The organism is Acinetobacter sp. V91_7 (assembly GCF_031799075.1).
Lineage (GTDB): Bacteria > Pseudomonadota > Gammaproteobacteria > Pseudomonadales > Moraxellaceae > Acinetobacter > Acinetobacter calcoaceticus.
On sequence record NZ_JAVQNT010000045.1, the window covers coordinates 239,511 to 256,364 of the forward strand.

A 16,854-nucleotide genomic window follows, 5' to 3' on the forward strand; every position below is an offset into this window, starting at 1 on the left:
CAATATACCACAATATTTTTGAAGCCTACTATAAGCCTATTTTTGATTGATTTTGTTGAAAATAATAGGTTTTTAAATTGATGATTCTTGTCTTAAGTTGTTGTTTTTATAATTAAATAAATGCTCCGAAGATGCCGCTGCATGTGTCGTTACCCTGAACCCGATGAGTTCAAGGTGGAGGCGACGTATACTTGCTGGGTTTCCTACACGAAGGTAGGCATACACTCTAAATATACAGAACACATCCATAAGTTTAAGTATCGGCAGGGGAATAGACCCGCTGGCGAACATCCCAGAGACAGTTTAAGTATAACCGATCTGACCATGTTGGCAATCACCTAAACCTCTGGAACTGTAAACTTAGTTTGCGTTTGATGAAGCTTTGTACACTAACAAGCATAAAATAATTTTCAATTGTCCTAATAGTCTAAATAAAAAACGCCTTGCATCTATTATTCATAGAGCAAGGCGTTTTTATATGGATAGTTTATTAAACAATTTGTTCAACATCATCCAATATCGTTTGCAGTAAACGTTCACAGTGAGTGTATTCTTGCAAAGACTTATTAAGGCTCAGTACTTCTTGAGTCAATTGTAGAGCAACCATAATGACCAGTTTATTGTGCTCAACACGTGGAGCACTACGACGCATCTCATTAAATTTTTCATTGAGAAGTTCTGCTGCACGTTCAAGTTCATCTTTTTTATCTAAAGTAGTCGCGAGTCTAAAGGTCTGCTCAATCAGCCTAAGCTCTACCATGACTTGTTCACTCATGATTGGGTCTCCTCACCAGTTTCAGCATTAGGATGGGCAAGCTGCTGAATTTCTTGGGCATGCTGATCTTGGGCAGTACCTAAAATTCCTAAACGTTGAATAATGGCTTCAACTTTTGATTTGGCAAGCTCATTTTTTTGTAACAAACGATCACGATCTTGTTGTAAATCATGAAGCTCTTGTTGGGTTTGACGCTGGTGGGCTTGTAACTTTTCTTTTGCAACACGTAATTCATTTCGTTCGGCAAGAATTTCTTGAAAACGATTTTTTAAATCAGTCGTACTTTTTTCTAATCGGCTATAACGTTCAGCAAGTGTGTTAGCATCCTGATTCAATTGTTGAAATTGACCTTTTAACTGAGATAGTTGCTCAGTTACTGACTCAATTTCCTCTTGTTTTTTAGTGATAATACTATTTTTTTGCACAACTTGTGCGTGATGCTCTGTTTCAGCCAGTTCTTTAGCTTCTGAGAGTGCCGCATGTTCACTCTCTAAATGATGTAAGCGTGTTTTTAATACGCTAATATGCGTTTGTAGCCGCTGTAATTGTTCTAACATAACGAGGTCGCACAGAATTGCAATCAAAGGTAATATATACAAAGTATAGAGATTGGATAAACGAATGCAAGACGATATTTCAGGCTGGACAGATTGGAACGCTCATTTTGAAGGAATTGAAGAAATTTCAAGCCCTAGTGAGTTACATGGTCTGTTGACAGGTATTGTTTGTGTGACAGAAGCGCCAACGCGTGAAGAATGGTCACAAATTTTAACAACCCTTAATGTGCCAGAGTTAAGTGAAGATGCTTTAGCACTTTTAACTGATGAAGCAGAAGATGTCGTTCACGCTATATCTGATGATGAATTAGATTATTTACCAATGCTTCCTGATGATGAACATACGCTTCAAGAGCGTGTACAAGCATTATCAGATTGGTGTGCGGGTGTTGTATTAGGTTTTGGGTTGGCATCGGGTCATATTCGTGATGATGAACGTGAGTTGATTGAGAACCTTCAAGATATTGCAGCGGTCGAATTTGAAGACTCTGATAATGATGAGGAAGGTGAAAGCAGTTACGAAGAATTGTATGAATTTGTACGCTTAATACCTGTAAGCTTGTCTATTGGTAGAAAAAAAATCACTGTAGCTGACAGTTCTTTATTGAAAAACTTTCATGCAAAAATTAAATCTGCTGCTGTAGACACAGAACAAACTATTGTAGAAATGTTTACTCCACATCGCCCAAGCTAATTGAGGCGATGTGTTATTGGTTGTATTTTATTTTTTGACTTTAAAATTCTAAATCAAGTAGATCATTATGAAATTGCCTCAAGCTGATTTTAGACATCGTAGAGACCGTCTGGCAGAAAAAATGGGTCCAAACAGTATTGCAATTATTGCAACGCGTGAGGAAATGTACCGTAATCGTGATGCGGATTATAAATTCCGTGCCGATAGTAGTTTTTTCTATTTGACTGGCTTCGCTGAGCCTGAGGCGGTTGCTGTCATTGAAACCTTCGAGGACGATGACTATAGCTATAGTCTTTTTTGCCGTGAACGTAATCGCGAGATGGAAATCTGGAATGGTTACCGTGCAGGAATTGATGGTGCAATTGAAGATTATGACGCAGATGAAGCATATGCAATTGATTTGCTTGATGAAGAGATTATTGAAAAGTTATTAAATAAAGAGCGTCTTTATTATCGGATTGGGCACAATGCTGCGTTTGATGCACGGGTGAGCCAGTGGATTAAACAAGCAGATGCCGAGCACCGACATGAGAGCGCTCCCGCTCAACTGGCACAGCTCGATCGTATTGTCGATGAAATGCGTTTAGTCAAGTCACCACAAGAGCTTGAGCTGATGCAAATTGCTGCAAATATTAGTGCTGAAGCGCATACGCGTGCGATGCAAATGGTACGTCCAGGCATGATGGAATATGCACTTGAAGCCGAGCTGAATTATATATTTGGGCAAAACGGTTGTGTACCGTCTTATAATAGTATTGTAGGCGGTGGTGCTAATGCTTGTATTTTGCACTATGTTGAAAATAATAAGCCATTAAAAGATGGTGATTTAGTCTTGATTGATGCAGCTTGTGAATATGAGTTTTATGCATCGGATATTACCCGTACTTTCCCAGTAAATGGCAAATTTAGTGCTGAACAAAAAGCCTTATATGAAGTTGTATTGGCTTCTCAATATGCAGCTATTGACGCAGTTCGTATTGGCAATTCTTACCGTGAACCTCATGAAGTTGCAGTCAAAATTTTAACTGAAGGTTTAGTTAATTTAGGTTTGCTCAAAGGTGATGTTAACGAACTCATCAAAACCGAAGCATACCGTCAGTTTTATATGCATGGCACAGGTCATTGGTTAGGTATGGATGTACATGATGTTGGATCTTACAAAAAAGGTGAGGACTGGCGTCAATATGAAGAGGGTATGGTTGTTACAGTTGAACCTGGTTTATACATTGCGCCAGATGATGAAACTGTAGATGAAAAATGGCGTGGTATTGGTATTCGTATTGAAGATGATGTAGTCGCAACGTCGAAAGGGCCACGAGTTTTAACTGCCAATGTAGTTAAAGATATTGCAGATATTGAACATTTAATGGCGCAAGCTAAAGCATAATTAAACGTATTCGCCAAAGGAGCAAAACTCGATGCAACAACAAGTGATTATTGTAGGTGGGGGTATGGTTGGTTTGAGCCTTTCGCTCATGCTAGCGAAGGCCAATATTGCGGTAAAGCTATTAGAAGCTGTGAAATACCCAAACTATGATGATCAAAATGTTGCCCCTTACCATTCGAGTTTTGATGCACGTAATACGGCTTTATCGCGTCGTAGCGTACAGATTTATCAGAAGCTAGGGTTGTGGGATGCATTACAGCAACATGCGACTCCAATTTTACAAGTCCACATTACTGAGCAGGGTAGTTTTGGTAAAGCACGTTTAATCGCAGAACAAGAAAAAGTCGAAAGTTTTGGACAAGTGATTGAAAATGCTTGGCTTGGTCGTGTGCTGTTAACTCAAGTGCGTCAGCAACCTTTGATTGAGCTAATTGATGGCGTACAAGTGACATCTTTAACTCAAGATGCTGAACAAGTACATATTGAAGCTCAGCGTGGTGAGGAAACCTTAAAGCTTGAGTCAAAACTATTGATTGCAGCTGATGGACGTGATTCTTTTTGTCGTCAGGCAATTGGTGTTGGTGTGGATGTCCATGATTATGATCAGGTTGCAATTGTCACCACGGTTCAGACATCAAAACCGCATGAGCATGTTGGTTTTGAGCGTTTTAGTGCATTAGGTCCTTTAGCTTTATTGCCTTTACCGGGTGAATATCGCCGTTCGGTTGTATGGCCTGTAAAAAAAGGCACCGAAAATGAATGGCTAGGCGAAGAAAATGACCAACACTTCTTAAGTGCCTTGCAACAAACCTATGGTGACCGAGCGGGTAAGTTTGAAAAAACGGGTAAACGTTTTAGCTATCCACTTTCACAAGTGCTTGCACATAAACAAGCTGTAGGTCGCGTTATTTTAATGGGTAATGCAGCGCATACAATTCATCCTGTTGCAGGACAGGGTTTTAATCTATGCCTACGTGATGCAGATGTTTTGGTGCGTTATTTAGTGAACCAGCTAAGCACTTCTGATGATTTGGGTAACCCTGATAATTTACTTGCCTATGAACAAGCTCGTTTATCAGATCAGCAGCGAGTAATTAAGTTCTGTGACACTGTCGTTCGTGGTTTTAGTAACCAAAATCCATTATTAAAATTAATTCGTAATACGGGATTAATTGCATTTGATGTTATTCCGGGTGTAAAACCATTGGTGGCTAACTATGCAATGGGGTTAAAAGCATGAGCGAAGTGTTGGATGTCGTCATTGTTGGTGGTGGATTGGTTGGTGGTTTAACTGCTTTATTACTTGCGCAAGGTGGCGTACAACCCACAGTGCTTGATGCGGCTCCTGTACTTGATGTTGAGAAAACATTAAGTGTGATGAATCCACGTGTTTTAGCGCTTAGCCAAGCGACCATTCATTTGCTTAAAACGGTAAATGTTTGGGATGATCTTGCGCGTCAAATGCCTTATACGGGCATGCAGGTCTGGAACCTCAATGGCTATGGTGAAATTAATTTTGGCCATGAGTCCATACAAAGACCGATGCCGGAACAAGCGTTAGGTTCTATGGTTGAACCGAGTGTATTAAATGTTGCCATTCAACAAAAAATGTTGCAGCAATTAACAGATTACCGTACCCAAGTTCGTGTTACTCGTATTGAGCAGGGGGTTGGATGTTGGCATATTCAATTGGCAGATGGTACTACGCTTAAAACTAAACTGCTGATTGGTGCAGATGGCGCTAATTCATTTGTACGTGAACAGGCTTTTATTGACCTCGATGTACTGGATTACAAACAAGCAGCCATTAGCTGTGCCATTAAAACTGCAAAACCCCATCATTATGTTGCCCGTCAAATTTTCTTACCTACAGGACCTTTGGCATATTTACCTATGGCAAGTCTTGAAGAAACTGAAAACGGATACTGGCAATCAATTGTCTGGACACTACCAGATGATTATGCCGATGAATATTCAGCTTTAAACGACACTGCGTTTATGCAGCTTTTAACTCAAGAAAGCCAACATATGTTGGGTGAGGTGTTAGAGGTTCGTTCCAGAGCACAATTCCCGCTGAAAGCTCGCGCTGCAAAACAATATGTAAAAGCAGGCTTAGCTTTGATTGGTGATGCAGCACATGTGATTCATCCACTTGCTGGGCAAGGGGTAAATATTGGCTGTCTTGATGCAGCAGTACTGTGTGACGTGTTGCTTCACGATTTAAGCCGTGGTGTATGGGCACATGAACAAACTTTAATGCGTTATGAGCATCGCCGTAAAGGTCAGAATGACGCCATGATGCATAGCATGTCGGCAATTGGTTGGCTCGAAAGTAGTGAATTATTCCCAATAGTTTGGGCTCGCAATATGGGACTTAAGCAAGTTGAGCAGATTCCGGTTTTAAAAGATAAATTTATGCAACAAGCAAATGGTTTAGGGGCTTTACAAAGTACCCGCTATAGGCATTAAAATATTTACTGGGCCTATACTCTACTAAGCGAATTAAATGCCAGTAGATATTTTTTGAACAATCATTTATATATCATTACCAATTTGGTCATAAAAGATACGGAATTGACCAAATTGGCTCTTTGCTAAATGCAAAGAGGTTGCTAAATTTCTGAGGTCTTGGGACCATAGCAATGATGCAATAAAAATCATTCTGGGGAGTGTGAAATGTCAGATATCAATGATTATGAAGATGCAGAAGATTCTGCTGTAGATGAAGATGAAGCGAAGGCAGCAGAAAGCGGTGCAGCTGATGAAGAAGCAGGCAGTATGAGTGATACTGATCTTGCTGAGGCAGAAACGCTGACTGTCACTGCTAAACAGAAACAGCGCCAAGCGCTGGAAGATGAAATCGCTGCATTTTTAGCTCGGGGTGGGAGAATTACCGAAGTTCCTCCTGATGAACATAGCGACCATTAATCTTAAAAAAGCATCACATGAGTGGTGCTTTTTTATTTGTATGAATTTATCAAAATAGATTTAAAGAGAGCTTTGCAGTTCTTTTAAAATGCCACATTCATCTACTGTTCGATTGGTAGAGCAGTGCTGTTTTAAATCAATTAAAGATTCTTTTAGAAGCAATAATCGTTCAATTTTTTCTGATACTTCATTTAAGTATTTATCTACTAAATTATCAATTTTTGTGCATGCCTGTTTAGGTTCAGCTTTCATTTCTTTTAACGTTTTAATATCACTGAGTGAAATATCTAATTCACGGCAATGCTTAATAAACAATAGGTCGCCAAGTGTTTGCTCGGTGTAAACACGATAGTTATTTTCTGAACGTTGGATACGATCAAGTACACCTACTTTTTCGTAATAACGGATCGTATCAATTGGGACATCCGCTTTTTTTGATAATTGACCAATAGAAAGACTCATAAGGCTTGACTCTGGAGCTACTCAAGGGTTTTTAATGACTATAAAAGAGTTTTAGAGGAAATAAAATGGCTGGATGTGGTTGTGCTTCAACATGTTCTCCTTCAAAGAAAGTGAGTCCAAGGTTTAGAAAAGCGCTATGGATTGCACTTGTCATTAATGCATTGATGTTCGTAGTGGAAATCTTGGGTGGTTACAAAGCCCAATCGGTTTCACTATGGGCAGATGCATTAGATTTTGCCGGAGATGCAGCAAACTATGCGTTATCGTTAGTTGTTCTTTCGATGAGCTTATATTGGCGTGCAACAGCGGCATTAATGAAAGGAATAACGATGACAGCTTTTGGCATTTTTGTCATTGGGAAAGTGGTTTGGTCATATTTCCATGGTGTTCCACCTGAACCTATGGTGATGGGCGCAATTGGCGTGATGGCTTTAATTGCGAATGTTTCAGTCGCTCTGATGCTTTATGCGTTCCGCGATGGAGATGCCAATATGCGTTCTGTTTGGTTGTGCAGCAGAAACGATTCTATTGCCAATGTTGCTGTAATCTTAGCGGCGGTTGGGGTATTTGGAACAGGCAGCGTATTTCCCGATTTATTTGTTGCCTTTGTCATTGCCTACTTAGGTATATCTTCTGGTTATGCTGTTATAAAGCAATCACAGCAAGAAAGAAAACAGTCAAAGCTGGTGTTGGGTTCTCAAGCATAATTTTGAGCACATAAAAAGTACCATTTAAACATGGTACTTTTTGCTATTTTAAATGAACTAGATGAGTAGTGATATTGCGATACTCCACATGACAATACCGATAATGAAATCTAAAATTTTCCAAGCTTTTGGGTTGGTAAATAATGGTTTTAATAATCTTGCACCATAACCCAGACTAAAAAAGAAAATCCAAGAGGCAAGAATGCTACCCAAAGCAAAACTAATTTTGTCTTCTAGCTGGGTTGCAACTGAACCGATCAGAACGATGGTATCTAAATAGACATGTGGGTTAAGCCAAGTAAAGGCAAGACAGGTCACTAGGGCTTGGGTTAAAGTCTGTTTCTGGCTGCTATCAAGCTCCATGCTTTGAGTGGTTTTTAAGGCCGCATAGAATGCTTTCGCACCGTAGACGAATAAGAACGTTGCCCCTAAATATTTAGCGACCGTAATTAAAATTGGTGATGCTGTCATGATTTCGGCAAAACCTAATACACCAAAAGCGATTAGAATCGAGTCGGAAAGCGCACAGATTAAACATAGCCAAAATACATGCTGCTGTTTAAGCCCTTGTTTTAGAACAAAAGCATTTTGCGCTCCAATTGCTACAATAAGCCCGCTACCAATACCGAAACCTTTAAAAAATATACTAAGAGAGAACATAACAGTAGGATGAAAAAATCAGATGTGGGAATTATCTGACTTTTTATTAAGAAATAAGTAAAATTAAGAATATTTAGGTTTGGCTAAGAAAAATTTAGGTTTGATATGTTAGATAGCAAACAATGTGAAGCCTTTCTTGCAGTAGCAGAAATTGGAAGTTTTGATGCAGCAGGTGAGCATTTATATATTACTCCCTCGGCAGTATCCTTACGCGTGCAGGCTTTAGAAAAGTATTTAGGCCAAATTTTAATTATACGCGGACGCCCATGTCTACTCACGCAAGCTGGACAAACGTTATTGCAGCATTTACGTCATACACGATTAATGGAGCAAAACTTATTACAAGGTTTGATGGGTAAATCATCTGAATCAGACTTCTACAAAATTGCTCTGGCTTCAAATGCGGACTCATTAGCCACTTGGCTTTTACCTAGCATTCAGCAAACGCTTTTTAAAGAAAAAATAGTATTAGAATTAAAAATTGATGATCAATCTCACACGCATACTTTATTAGAAACAGGACAAGTCAATGCTTGTATTTCGGCAGAAGAGCAGGTCATGTCAGGCTGTTTAGCTCAACCACTCGGAAAAATGCGTTATAAAATGTTGGCTTCGGCTGAATTTGCTGCTGATTGGTTTAAACATGGTGTAACCCGAGAAACTTTAAGAAATGCACCAGCTGTAATTTTTAACCATAAAGATCTCATGCATTCAGAGGTATTACTGAAATATTATGGGTTACCTTTGCAGAGCTATCCTTACAGTTTTATTCCTGCTACAGATGCCTTTGTGAAAGCGATTCAATTGGGTTTGGGATATGGCATGGTTCCAGAACTACAGGTGCAATCTTTGTTAACCAATGGAACTTTAGTGGATGTTATACCCGAAGCTGAGCTCGACATTCCATTATATTGGCACCATTGGAAAAGGCAGTCTAAACAGTTAGATGCACTGACAGAGACTATTGTGGAGTCAGCGAAACACTTATTGAGATAGTCTTAATGACGATTCGAAATATGCTGAATATAAAACTCTATATCTTGTTCTGAGTAACCTAAAAGCTGTCCAACTCTTCGTTCAAGCTCTATGCATTTTTCAAAATTAGTTTCTTTAAATAAAGTTTCAATACACATCATGAGTTCATTTAAATCTGCTAAAGATGCATCTTTATAGATCAGCATAATTGAAAATGGTAAAGGTAGAGAAGTTTCAATATCTTTACTCAACATAGATAAAGTACCTTGTTCGAGATGCTTTAAAAACTCGACAGGTAATAGATCGTAAAATAAAGCAATCGGTTTCTCACCTGAAAGTAATAATTCTAGTTCTTGCCCTTCATGAGGGCCAAGTTTGCCAAGCTGTTCAGTCATATCAATACTCTTATTTTTATATTTTATTATGCAAAATTAACGCATGGTGATGACACAGATTATTTGCCATCACCATATCTAATTAAAAAATTACGATTGTGTTAACTCGAGTGCACGTTGATAAGCGACTTTCTTCTTAATTCCTGTTAAATCGGCTGCAAGTTGAGACGCTGCTTTAACAGATAAGTCTTGGAGTAAGCGCTTTAAAAGCTCGTCTAGTTTTTCTTGCTCTAGATCTGTTTTTGCAGCTGCACCACCTACAACGACTACAATTTCACCTTTCTCTTGGTTATGGTCATTTTCAATGAAGCTGACCAAGTCTTTTAACGTCATTTTTTTGATGGTTTCAAAGGTTTTAGTAATTTCACGTGCAAACCCTACAGGACGGTCTTCACCAAATACCTGAGCCATATCTTTAACAGACTCTAAAATACGATGAGGTGCTTCATAGAAAATTAAGGTCTGTGTTTCGTTTTTAAGTTTTTCTAATTGAGAAATACGTTGTGAAGCTCGAGATGGGAGGAAGCCTTCAAAGCTAAAACGGTCACTCGGTAAACCTACAGCACTTAAAGCAGCGATGGCAGCACATGCACCCGGCACAGGAACGACTCTAATACCATGCTCTTGGGCAGCACGAACTAATTTAAACCCTGGGTCACTAATGAGCGGTGTCCCTGCATCACTAATTAAAGCAATGTTATCGCCAGCAAGTAGTCTTTGAACTAATTGCTCAATTTTATTGCTTTCATTGTGGTCATGACATGCAGTAAGTTGAGTCGATATATTATAGTGTTTAAATAATTGTGCTGATTGGCGAGTATCTTCGGCAGCTACAATAGAAACTGATTTTAAAATATCAATTGCACGGAAAGTCATATCATCTAAGTGCCCGATTGGGGTGGCTACAACAAATAACTGAGCACTCATTTGGTTTTACTCCGTACAGATAAACAATTTTAATGGGGTAGTTTACCCGAAATTATGATTTGGGCGTGAACAATGTCTGCCAGCTTGAGCTTTTCGAAAATGATCTGATTTTCATTTGTTCAATTCAGATCTGATATGGCAGATGAATTTAAGAAAATAACTTACGCATAAAAACATGTAGAGCTACTTTTTAATTTGGGGAAATAAAAATGTTATTAGCACAGCAGTTGGGGAAATGGGCAGAGCAAACTGCGTTAAACCTTCTACAAGCACAAAACTATGTGTGGGTCACAAGTAATTACCATTCACGCCGTGGCGAAGTTGATTTAATCGTCAAAAGAGGGCAAGAGCTAGTTTTTGTTGAAGTAAAAGCACGCACTATAGGAAATTATGGGCAAGCTTGTGAAATGGTAACGTGGACAAAACAGAAGAAAATTATCAAAACTGCGATGCGTTTTTTACAGCGCTATCCATCTTATCAGGATTTTTATTGTCGTTTTGATGTGATTTGTTTTGATTTTCCACAGAAAATTGCAAAAACAGTACAGCATGACTTTTCAAAATTCCATTATGATCTGCAATGGATCGAAAATGCATTTACTTTGGATTAAGAGTTCATTACTCTTTTGAGCAAATTTAAGTCTGATGCTTTATGATCAAGCCAAGAAATTGATAGGAGTCTGGTGGAGTGTTAAAACGTATTGCTGTAACAATGCTTTGTGTCGCAAGTTTATCAGGTTGCGCAAGTTTTATTTCTGGTGGAACAGGCACAGCTCCAGTGGGCACAGATAGCGGTGTCCGCAGTTTAGGCCAAGTATTCATTGACTCTTCAATTAAACGTACAGCCAATATCAACATTTATAAACTTGATCAACGTTTCAAGCAGTCACGTATTAATATCGAAAGCTTCCATAGTACAGTTTTATTAACTGGCCAAGTGCCAGACCCGTACTTGAAACAATTGGCAGAAGACAATCTTAAAGCCATGAGTGATGTGAAAGCCGTACATAACTATATTACGGTGGGTAACAAAGTCAGCTATAACACCATCATGCAAGATGCTGGTGTAACAGCAAATACGCGTGCTCTTTTAATGAAAGCACCTGTGGTTTCTGATAGTAAGGTTCTGGTACATACCGAAGATGGCGTACTTTATGTAATGGGACGTTTAAATACAGCTGAAATTAATGATTTAAATAGCGTCTTACAAAACGTCGGTAACGTTACCAAAATTGTCACTTTAATTGATAATGTTGATTTGGCACCTGCGCCAGCTGCAAGTACGGGTAGTGCAACAACTACACCGATTATTAATAACGTCATTGCTCAACCAACAGTGCAAACACCTGTTGCAATTGATCCTGACCAAACAGATCCTGCTTCGACTGCACAGTAATATATGAATCTGATTGAACAACTACAAAGCAAAATTGAACAGGCGCGAACTCTTTATAAAGAGTTCCGCCTGTATGATTTGGGGAGTTTTGCTTTAAACCGTTTTACGCCAAAAGATGGTTTTGAACAGATTCCAAATGTTCGTTATGGCCTAAAGCCTCGCCACCGTTTGGATGTTTACCGATCTGTTAAAAAGCTAACTCATCAGCCTCTCATTGTTTTTGTGCATGGTGGGGCTTGGCAGCATGGTAATAAACGAGATTATCTTTTTATTGGTGAGACATTTGCCAAAGAAGGTTATGACGTTGCTGTTATTAACTACCAGTTAGCACCTAAAAATATTTTCCCAAGCTTTGTTGATGACTTAACTCAAGCATTGAATTATTTACATCAAAATCAGGGAAAACTGGAAATTTCTACAGAAAATATTGTACTTATGGGGCATTCGGCAGGGGCATTTAATGTGATGTCTGCTGTTTATCACCCTGATTCAACTAAAATTGAGTGTTTAGGGAAAATTAAGGCAATAATCGGTTTAGCTGGCCCATATCATTTTGACTATAAAGGTGATCCACTGGCCGAAGATGCTTTTGATCAAAGCACCTCTTATAAAGAAGTCATGCCATATTATTTCGTTAATCAAAATAATATTAAACATTACCTTTTAATGGCTGAAAACGATCAAATTGTAAAAAAACACAATACTTTAGATATGGATCAAGCGCTTAGAGAGAAGGGTAATCACAGTCATATCGCCGTGATTCCTAAAACTGGACATATTACGATTTTGGCCAGCCTTTCTAGTTTTATTAGCCATTATTTCAGGACTAAAAGAACGATCTTGCATTTTCTTGAAGAAGTGTTTTAAACGAGAGTATCGCTTAAAACACAACAGATTACCCAGCTTGGGTAATCTGCATAATCATTGAATGAGCAATACTACCTTTAAATGGAATTTCAGGTAATTGATCAATCTTGAAGAATTGTGCATCTGCAATTTCTTCTTCTTGCAGCTTAATTTCACCAGACTCATATTCTGCTCGAAACGCAACCATAAGGTTACTCGGGAAAGGCCAAGGCTGACTTGACATATATTGAACATTTTTGAGTCTTAGGCCTACTTCCTCAAAAGCTTCACGTTGTACCGCTTCTTCAAGAGTTTCACCAACTTCAACAAAACCTGCAATCAAACCATACATATTGGTTTTATTGTGGACTGACTTCGCCAGTAAGATTTCATCATCACCTCGAGTAATGACGGTAATAATGCACGGGTTTACGCGAGGATATTGATGATAGCGACAAGATGGGCACACCATTGCATATTCAGTTGGATGAACTTCTGTCGGGTGTCCGCAGTGACTACAAAACTTATGATTGCGTCGCCATTCAAGTAACTGTACAGCACGGCTCGCTTGCAAAAACTGTTCTTTCGACCAACTTGTAATGAGTTGGCGAATTGGAACCAGTTGTAAGCCTTCTGGTATAGCTTCCTCAGCAAGCAAGTCACGTGCAATGACCTGCTCATCATGAGTGAAAAGTAAATCACTTGCTAACTTTTCGACTTTGGGTAGTTGAAGGTTTTGATCAACCAGTAATTGTTGATGATGGAAAATATAAGCAAGTGATAATTCAGACATTAAGCTGCCTTTTTTTGAAGTTGTTGACTACTCGACAATGCTACATTAAACATGGATTGTAGAACAGGTTGTTTATTTTTTAAATTGTCAACCAACATGTCAAGACCTGCTAATACGTTAAAAATACAGTGAATTTGGTCTGTATTAAAAGGCTGGTTTTGTTCAAGCTGTTGTTGAACAAATTGAGCAGTTTGAAGTAAAGCATCTTGTTGAATTGTACTTCCGAGAAATTCTGCTGCACCCGCCAGCTCTTTTAATGAACCTGAAATTGCTTCAATATTTTGTGTCTGATCATTTGAATACAAGGTAAGGCTCTGACAAATAAAATCAATTAAATTTTTTGTCTCGGTGAGTAAGGCTTGATGTGCCTCTTCAAGGCGATCTAAAGAAATATTTGTATTATTCACATTAAGCTGTAAACGACTAGACGTATATTGGCGTACCAAAATACCAATTGAGTTCATGGCAGACAAAATGCTGTCCATAAGCTGCTGAGCATAGTTTTCATTACTTAATATATTGAGCTGACTTAAACTATTTGCTTGTTGAGATAGTTCAGATGCAGCTTCATCAAGATTAAGCAGTTTAAATGTATAGGCTAATTGCAAAAGGCTCGTTTGTAATTGGTGTGCTTTTTCAGTCGACATATTTTGATAGTTATATTCAATATCATTACGTACTTTGTTCATTTCGCTCAATATTAATTGGCTGACTGTGTGCATGGTGTCGAAGTCAGGTCCATAAAGATGACGGCTTAAAACGAGCAATTGAGTGTCTGTAGGTATTTCTTCACCGATATGGAGTTGGTTGCGAATATGGTGAGCAACCTCATCTTCTTGAGCGATAACTATACTTAAAATATCTGCAAGTGCAGCCAAATCAGGCTTAAAAGTTTCAGGACTTGTTAAGAACTGACCAATATAACTTTCAATATTAATGAGTACACGTAGGCGTGAATCATTTAAAAGCAGGTTATCAATATGGCCGAAAGCATAATTTACGAGTTGCCAATATTGTTGGCTTGGCTGATGGTTTGCCATGCTGACCAAATAGGTCCCAATAAGTTTAAAAGCTTGAAAATTATGATTAGCTTCTGTCTTGTTTAAAAATTGATGTAGAGATAGCTTATAGAGTTGATGAATAAACTGAGTTGTTTCATTAATCAATACTTCTGGTAATGGGAGTTCAAGCGCAGTATTTGCAAGTAAAGGAGCAATCGCTTGTCCAGAAGGTGTCAGTGGTTTATTTAAAGCTAATTCTAAATTGTTTAATGTATTAAGAAGAAACTGAGGTACTTGTAATTCACGCAAACAGATAAACTCAATATACCGTTTTACCATGGTCGTGCCTTCACTCAGTGCAACGACATCATTGGTGTTAATTTGCGTTGGCTTCGCAATAATTTTTTGCATCAGCTCAGTTGAATATTGAGTAATTTTTGCAAGATAGGGGATATCAATTAAACGGAGGACTTGAGTGCATTGCTTAAATTGTTCTAATGCATCATCAATACCGAAAGGGAGTGTTTGTTCCTCAATTAAAGTACTTACTGCACCTTCAACCAGTTTTATTGAACGATCAATTTCATGTTTAATGATGAGTAAAGCTGTTGGATCGAAATGAATCGAAGTATGCTCAGACATAAACGTTCCCCTTTGCAAAAAAAATCAATTGTTATATTCGTAGTGCTCGATAATTTGAGCTAAAAATCTATGTGACTAATATAACTTAACTTACAAAGGGGAAAAGCTAAAAACGCTAAAGAATCAAAAATTTATTTTGAAAAAAGGCAAGGTTCTCCATGTTTTTTCTCAAATTCTTTGACCCAAGTCTCATGTGCATTTAGCTCTTCTTCGGAAGGAAGAATAACTGGTAGTTCAATTTGAACTCTGGTTTTATTTGCTGTGTTCAGGCTATTTTCACTTTGAGATAAGGCATCTATATCAAAAGAACCCTGCCCACCTGTCATTGCTAGGTAAACATCTGAAAGAATTTCAGCATCGAGTAATGCACCGTGGAAAGTACGGTCACGTGCTGGAATTTCATAACGTCTTACAAGGGCATCAAGCGAGTTTTTTTGTCCTGGATGTTTGCTTTTTGCTAAGGCTAAAGTATCTGTTACCTCACATACTTCAGAAAGTGCAGGAAGGCCTGCGCGTCTAAACTCCATATCAAGGAAGTTCATATCGAAGGTCGCGTTGTGGGCAATAATCTCTGCGCCTTTTAGATAATCAAAGAGCGTATCGGCAATATCTGCATAGAGCGGTTTATCTTTTAAGAAATTATCACTGATACCATGGATATTTTCTGAGTCGCCCACTGGTTTTTGCGGGTTAATATAAATATGAATCGAGCTACCGGTGAGTTTCCGGTTAATCATTTCAATGGCACCGACTTCAATAATGCGGTCACCATCTTGGAAATAGAAACCAGTGGTTTCTGTATCAAGAATCAGTTGTCGAGGCCCTTGTAATTGTAATTTGGCTTCGGTCACAACAATTTGAGGATGAATATTATTAATTGGTTGCTTACTTTCTGGCTCAGCAGTTTCAACTTCAATAACTTCTTCTTCCACAATAATCATCTCAACTTCTTCTGGCTGTTCAAGATCAATATTATCTTCTTCGGTTACTTCTGCCATATCAAACCCAAAAGGGTCATCGAGTAACCAATCCTCTTCAGGCTTTTTTATATCTTGCAGGGCAGTTGCTTGAACTGTTTTTTTTTGCAGGGCAGTTTGATCAGCTCCGATATTTGCAAGCTCATCGGCCATTTCGTTGCCTGCATGTCCAGCATGGCCTTTAATCCAATGCCATTCAATATTTCGACCGGCACAGACAGCATCTAATTTTTGCCAAAGGTCAGGATTTTTTACATCCTTCCAGTTTTTCTTTTTCCAGCCATGAATCCATTCAGTAATCCCTTGCTTCACATAATTTGAATCTGTCCAGATAATTAAATGAGCATCGGTTGGGCAAAATGCAACGCCTTCAATCGCAGCAGTGAGCTCCATGCGGTTATTGGTTGTATCTGGTTCACCGCCAAATAATTTATGTTCACCCTGCTCGGTAATGACATATGCGCCCCAACCACCTAAGCCCGGATTGCCACGACATGCACCATCAACATACAGTGTGATTGTTTGAGACATAAATCGAAACCTAAACTAAAAGAAAAAGAACTGAATATGGTGTATTGTATACGCAAAAAGTTCGGTTCCATCGTAACAAAGCAAGGTTTTTTTAATTTCTTGTAACATTTCCATGCAAATGACATCAAATTATTGCCTTGTCTATCTTGCACGCTTTAATACAATGGCATCGAAGACCCAGGGTTTGTGGCCAGACCCCAA

At 38.7% G+C, this 16,854-nt stretch carries 19 protein-coding genes and 1 other RNA gene; 10 read left to right on the forward strand and 10 right to left on the reverse strand.

The genetic code is table 11. The features are described from left to right. Positions 1–118 precede the first annotated feature (118 nt). From ssrS to RMB03_RS20850, 3 genes are all read right to left on the reverse strand, one after another. Positions 119–302: non-coding RNA, 6S RNA (gene ssrS / locus RMB03_RS20840), on the reverse strand. 188 nt (positions 303–490) lie between these two features. Further along, positions 491–775: a cell division protein ZapA gene (locus RMB03_RS20845; RefSeq protein ID WP_003652859.1), complete on the reverse strand. Its 285-nt coding sequence runs from the start codon at positions 773–775 to the stop codon at positions 491–493. Beyond that, complete coding sequence (locus tag RMB03_RS20850) at positions 772–1,332, reverse strand: hypothetical protein (RefSeq protein ID WP_005042157.1); 561 nt, start codon at positions 1,330–1,332, stop codon at positions 772–774. Before RMB03_RS20850 ends, RMB03_RS20845 begins: the two co-directional genes overlap by 4 nt. A 64-nt stretch (positions 1,333–1,396) precedes the next feature. Here RMB03_RS20850 and RMB03_RS20855 point away from each other — a divergent pair, with 64 nt between their 5' ends. From RMB03_RS20855 to RMB03_RS20875, 5 genes are all read left to right on the forward strand, one after another. Continuing rightward, on the forward strand, positions 1,397–2,026 hold the full coding sequence (locus RMB03_RS20855; protein WP_005042155.1) for a UPF0149 family protein: 630 nt from the start codon (positions 1,397–1,399) through the stop codon (positions 2,024–2,026). A gap of 67 nt (positions 2,027–2,093) precedes the next feature. Then, positions 2,094–3,413, forward strand: a complete 1,320-nt coding sequence (gene pepP, locus RMB03_RS20860) for a Xaa-Pro aminopeptidase (protein WP_017391667.1) — start codon at positions 2,094–2,096, stop codon at positions 3,411–3,413. A 31-nt stretch (positions 3,414–3,444) separates the two neighbouring features. Beyond that, complete coding sequence (ubiH, locus tag RMB03_RS20865) at positions 3,445–4,653, forward strand: 2-octaprenyl-6-methoxyphenyl hydroxylase (RefSeq protein WP_311077448.1); 1,209 nt, start codon at positions 3,445–3,447, stop codon at positions 4,651–4,653. After that, a complete protein-coding gene (locus tag RMB03_RS20870; RefSeq protein WP_311077449.1) occupies positions 4,650–5,882 on the forward strand; it encodes an FAD-dependent monooxygenase in 1,233 nt (410 codons plus the stop codon). The genes ubiH and RMB03_RS20870 overlap by 4 nt, the downstream gene beginning before the upstream one ends. A gap of 207 nt (positions 5,883–6,089) precedes the next feature. Beyond that, a complete protein-coding gene (locus RMB03_RS20875) occupies positions 6,090–6,341 on the forward strand; it encodes a hypothetical protein (protein ID WP_003652849.1) in 252 nt (83 codons plus the stop codon). Positions 6,342–6,401: 60 nt separating this feature from the next. Here the strand turns inward: RMB03_RS20875 and RMB03_RS20880 are convergent, their stop codons facing one another. Beyond that, positions 6,402–6,803 (reverse strand): MerR family transcriptional regulator, encoded by a 402-nt coding sequence (locus RMB03_RS20880; RefSeq protein WP_311077450.1) that lies wholly within the window; start codon positions 6,801–6,803, stop codon positions 6,402–6,404. Between the two features lie 65 nt (positions 6,804–6,868). On the opposite strand from RMB03_RS20880, the gene RMB03_RS20885 reads away from it, so the two are divergent. Further along, the gene (locus tag RMB03_RS20885; protein WP_311077451.1) at positions 6,869–7,510 is read left to right on the forward strand and encodes a cation diffusion facilitator family transporter; all 642 of its coding nucleotides are present in this window, start codon (positions 6,869–6,871) and stop codon (positions 7,508–7,510) included. 57 nt (positions 7,511–7,567) lie between these two features. Here RMB03_RS20885 and RMB03_RS20890 read toward each other — a convergent pair whose 3' ends face one another. Then, entirely contained in the window at positions 7,568–8,170 is a 603-nt protein-coding gene (locus RMB03_RS20890) for a LysE/ArgO family amino acid transporter (protein WP_311077452.1), read from the reverse strand. Between the two features lie 105 nt (positions 8,171–8,275). Between RMB03_RS20890 and RMB03_RS20895 the strand changes: the two genes are divergently transcribed. Beyond that, positions 8,276–9,166, forward strand: a complete 891-nt coding sequence (locus tag RMB03_RS20895; protein ID WP_311077453.1) for a LysR family transcriptional regulator ArgP — start codon at positions 8,276–8,278, stop codon at positions 9,164–9,166. Between the two features lie 2 nt (positions 9,167–9,168). Here the strand turns inward: RMB03_RS20895 and RMB03_RS20900 are convergent, their stop codons facing one another. Further along, positions 9,169–9,540: a hemin receptor gene (locus RMB03_RS20900; RefSeq protein ID WP_311077454.1), complete on the reverse strand. Its 372-nt coding sequence runs from the start codon at positions 9,538–9,540 to the stop codon at positions 9,169–9,171. 90 nt (positions 9,541–9,630) lie between these two features. Further along, positions 9,631–10,467: a 16S rRNA (cytidine(1402)-2'-O)-methyltransferase gene (gene rsmI / locus RMB03_RS20905; RefSeq protein WP_311077455.1), complete on the reverse strand. Its 837-nt coding sequence runs from the start codon at positions 10,465–10,467 to the stop codon at positions 9,631–9,633. Between the two features lie 209 nt (positions 10,468–10,676). On the opposite strand from rsmI, the gene RMB03_RS20910 reads away from it, so the two are divergent. The 3 genes from RMB03_RS20910 to RMB03_RS20920 all read left to right on the forward strand — a co-directional run bounded on the left by RMB03_RS20910 (position 10,677) and on the right by RMB03_RS20920 (position 12,730). Then, positions 10,677–11,078, forward strand: a complete 402-nt coding sequence (locus tag RMB03_RS20910; protein WP_003652834.1) for a YraN family protein — start codon at positions 10,677–10,679, stop codon at positions 11,076–11,078. Positions 11,079–11,155: 77 nt separating this feature from the next. After that, positions 11,156–11,863 (forward strand): BON domain-containing protein, encoded by a 708-nt coding sequence (locus tag RMB03_RS20915; RefSeq protein ID WP_003652832.1) that lies wholly within the window; start codon positions 11,156–11,158, stop codon positions 11,861–11,863. Between the two features lie 3 nt (positions 11,864–11,866). Then, positions 11,867–12,730: an alpha/beta hydrolase gene (locus RMB03_RS20920; protein WP_311077456.1), complete on the forward strand. Its 864-nt coding sequence runs from the start codon at positions 11,867–11,869 to the stop codon at positions 12,728–12,730. 28 nt (positions 12,731–12,758) lie between these two features. On the opposite strand, the gene nudC is transcribed toward RMB03_RS20920, so the two are convergent. The 3 genes from nudC to dnaQ all read right to left on the reverse strand — a co-directional run bounded on the left by nudC (position 12,759) and on the right by dnaQ (position 16,653). After that, complete coding sequence (gene nudC / locus RMB03_RS20925; RefSeq protein WP_004641863.1) at positions 12,759–13,502, reverse strand: NAD(+) diphosphatase; 744 nt, start codon at positions 13,500–13,502, stop codon at positions 12,759–12,761. Next, entirely contained in the window at positions 13,502–15,145 is a 1,644-nt protein-coding gene (locus RMB03_RS20930) for a chemotaxis protein (RefSeq protein WP_311077457.1), read from the reverse strand. Before RMB03_RS20930 ends, nudC begins: the two co-directional genes overlap by 1 nt. 131 nt (positions 15,146–15,276) lie before the next feature. Beyond that, positions 15,277–16,653 carry a DNA polymerase III subunit epsilon gene (gene dnaQ, locus RMB03_RS20935; protein WP_311077458.1) on the reverse strand — a complete coding sequence of 459 codons (1,377 nt, stop codon included), beginning with the start codon at positions 16,651–16,653 and terminating at the stop codon, positions 15,277–15,279. Between the last annotated feature and the right edge of the window lie 201 nt (positions 16,654–16,854).

What these genes read in the sequence shown, in the direction of transcription:
- RMB03_RS20845 (WP_003652859.1), bottom strand. Translation starts at nt 775, where the DNA reads ATGAGTGAACAAGTCATGGTAGAGCTTAGGCTGATTGAGCAGACCTTT.
- RMB03_RS20850 (WP_005042157.1), bottom strand. Translation starts at nt 1,332, where the DNA reads ATGTTAGAACAATTACAGCGGCTACAAACGCATATTAGCGTATTAAAA.
- RMB03_RS20855 (WP_005042155.1), top strand. Translation starts at nt 1,397, where the DNA reads ATGCAAGACGATATTTCAGGCTGGACAGATTGGAACGCTCATTTTGAA.
- pepP (WP_017391667.1), top strand. Translation starts at nt 2,094, where the DNA reads ATGAAATTGCCTCAAGCTGATTTTAGACATCGTAGAGACCGTCTGGCA.
- ubiH (WP_311077448.1), top strand. Translation starts at nt 3,445, where the DNA reads ATGCAACAACAAGTGATTATTGTAGGTGGGGGTATGGTTGGTTTGAGC.
- RMB03_RS20870 (WP_311077449.1), top strand. Translation starts at nt 4,650, where the DNA reads ATGAGCGAAGTGTTGGATGTCGTCATTGTTGGTGGTGGATTGGTTGGT.
- RMB03_RS20875 (WP_003652849.1), top strand. Translation starts at nt 6,090, where the DNA reads ATGTCAGATATCAATGATTATGAAGATGCAGAAGATTCTGCTGTAGAT.
- RMB03_RS20880 (WP_311077450.1), bottom strand. Translation starts at nt 6,803, where the DNA reads ATGAGTCTTTCTATTGGTCAATTATCAAAAAAAGCGGATGTCCCAATT.
- RMB03_RS20885 (WP_311077451.1), top strand. Translation starts at nt 6,869, where the DNA reads ATGGCTGGATGTGGTTGTGCTTCAACATGTTCTCCTTCAAAGAAAGTG.
- RMB03_RS20890 (WP_311077452.1), bottom strand. Translation starts at nt 8,170, where the DNA reads ATGTTCTCTCTTAGTATATTTTTTAAAGGTTTCGGTATTGGTAGCGGG.
- RMB03_RS20895 (WP_311077453.1), top strand. Translation starts at nt 8,276, where the DNA reads ATGTTAGATAGCAAACAATGTGAAGCCTTTCTTGCAGTAGCAGAAATT.
- RMB03_RS20900 (WP_311077454.1), bottom strand. Translation starts at nt 9,540, where the DNA reads ATGACTGAACAGCTTGGCAAACTTGGCCCTCATGAAGGGCAAGAACTA.
- rsmI (WP_311077455.1), bottom strand. Translation starts at nt 10,467, where the DNA reads ATGAGTGCTCAGTTATTTGTTGTAGCCACCCCAATCGGGCACTTAGAT.
- RMB03_RS20910 (WP_003652834.1), top strand. Translation starts at nt 10,677, where the DNA reads ATGTTATTAGCACAGCAGTTGGGGAAATGGGCAGAGCAAACTGCGTTA.
- RMB03_RS20920 (WP_311077456.1), top strand. Translation starts at nt 11,867, where the DNA reads ATGAATCTGATTGAACAACTACAAAGCAAAATTGAACAGGCGCGAACT.
- nudC (WP_004641863.1), bottom strand. Translation starts at nt 13,502, where the DNA reads ATGTCTGAATTATCACTTGCTTATATTTTCCATCATCAACAATTACTG.
- RMB03_RS20930 (WP_311077457.1), bottom strand. Translation starts at nt 15,145, where the DNA reads ATGTCTGAGCATACTTCGATTCATTTCGATCCAACAGCTTTACTCATC.
- dnaQ (WP_311077458.1), bottom strand. Translation starts at nt 16,653, where the DNA reads ATGTCTCAAACAATCACACTGTATGTTGATGGTGCATGTCGTGGCAAT.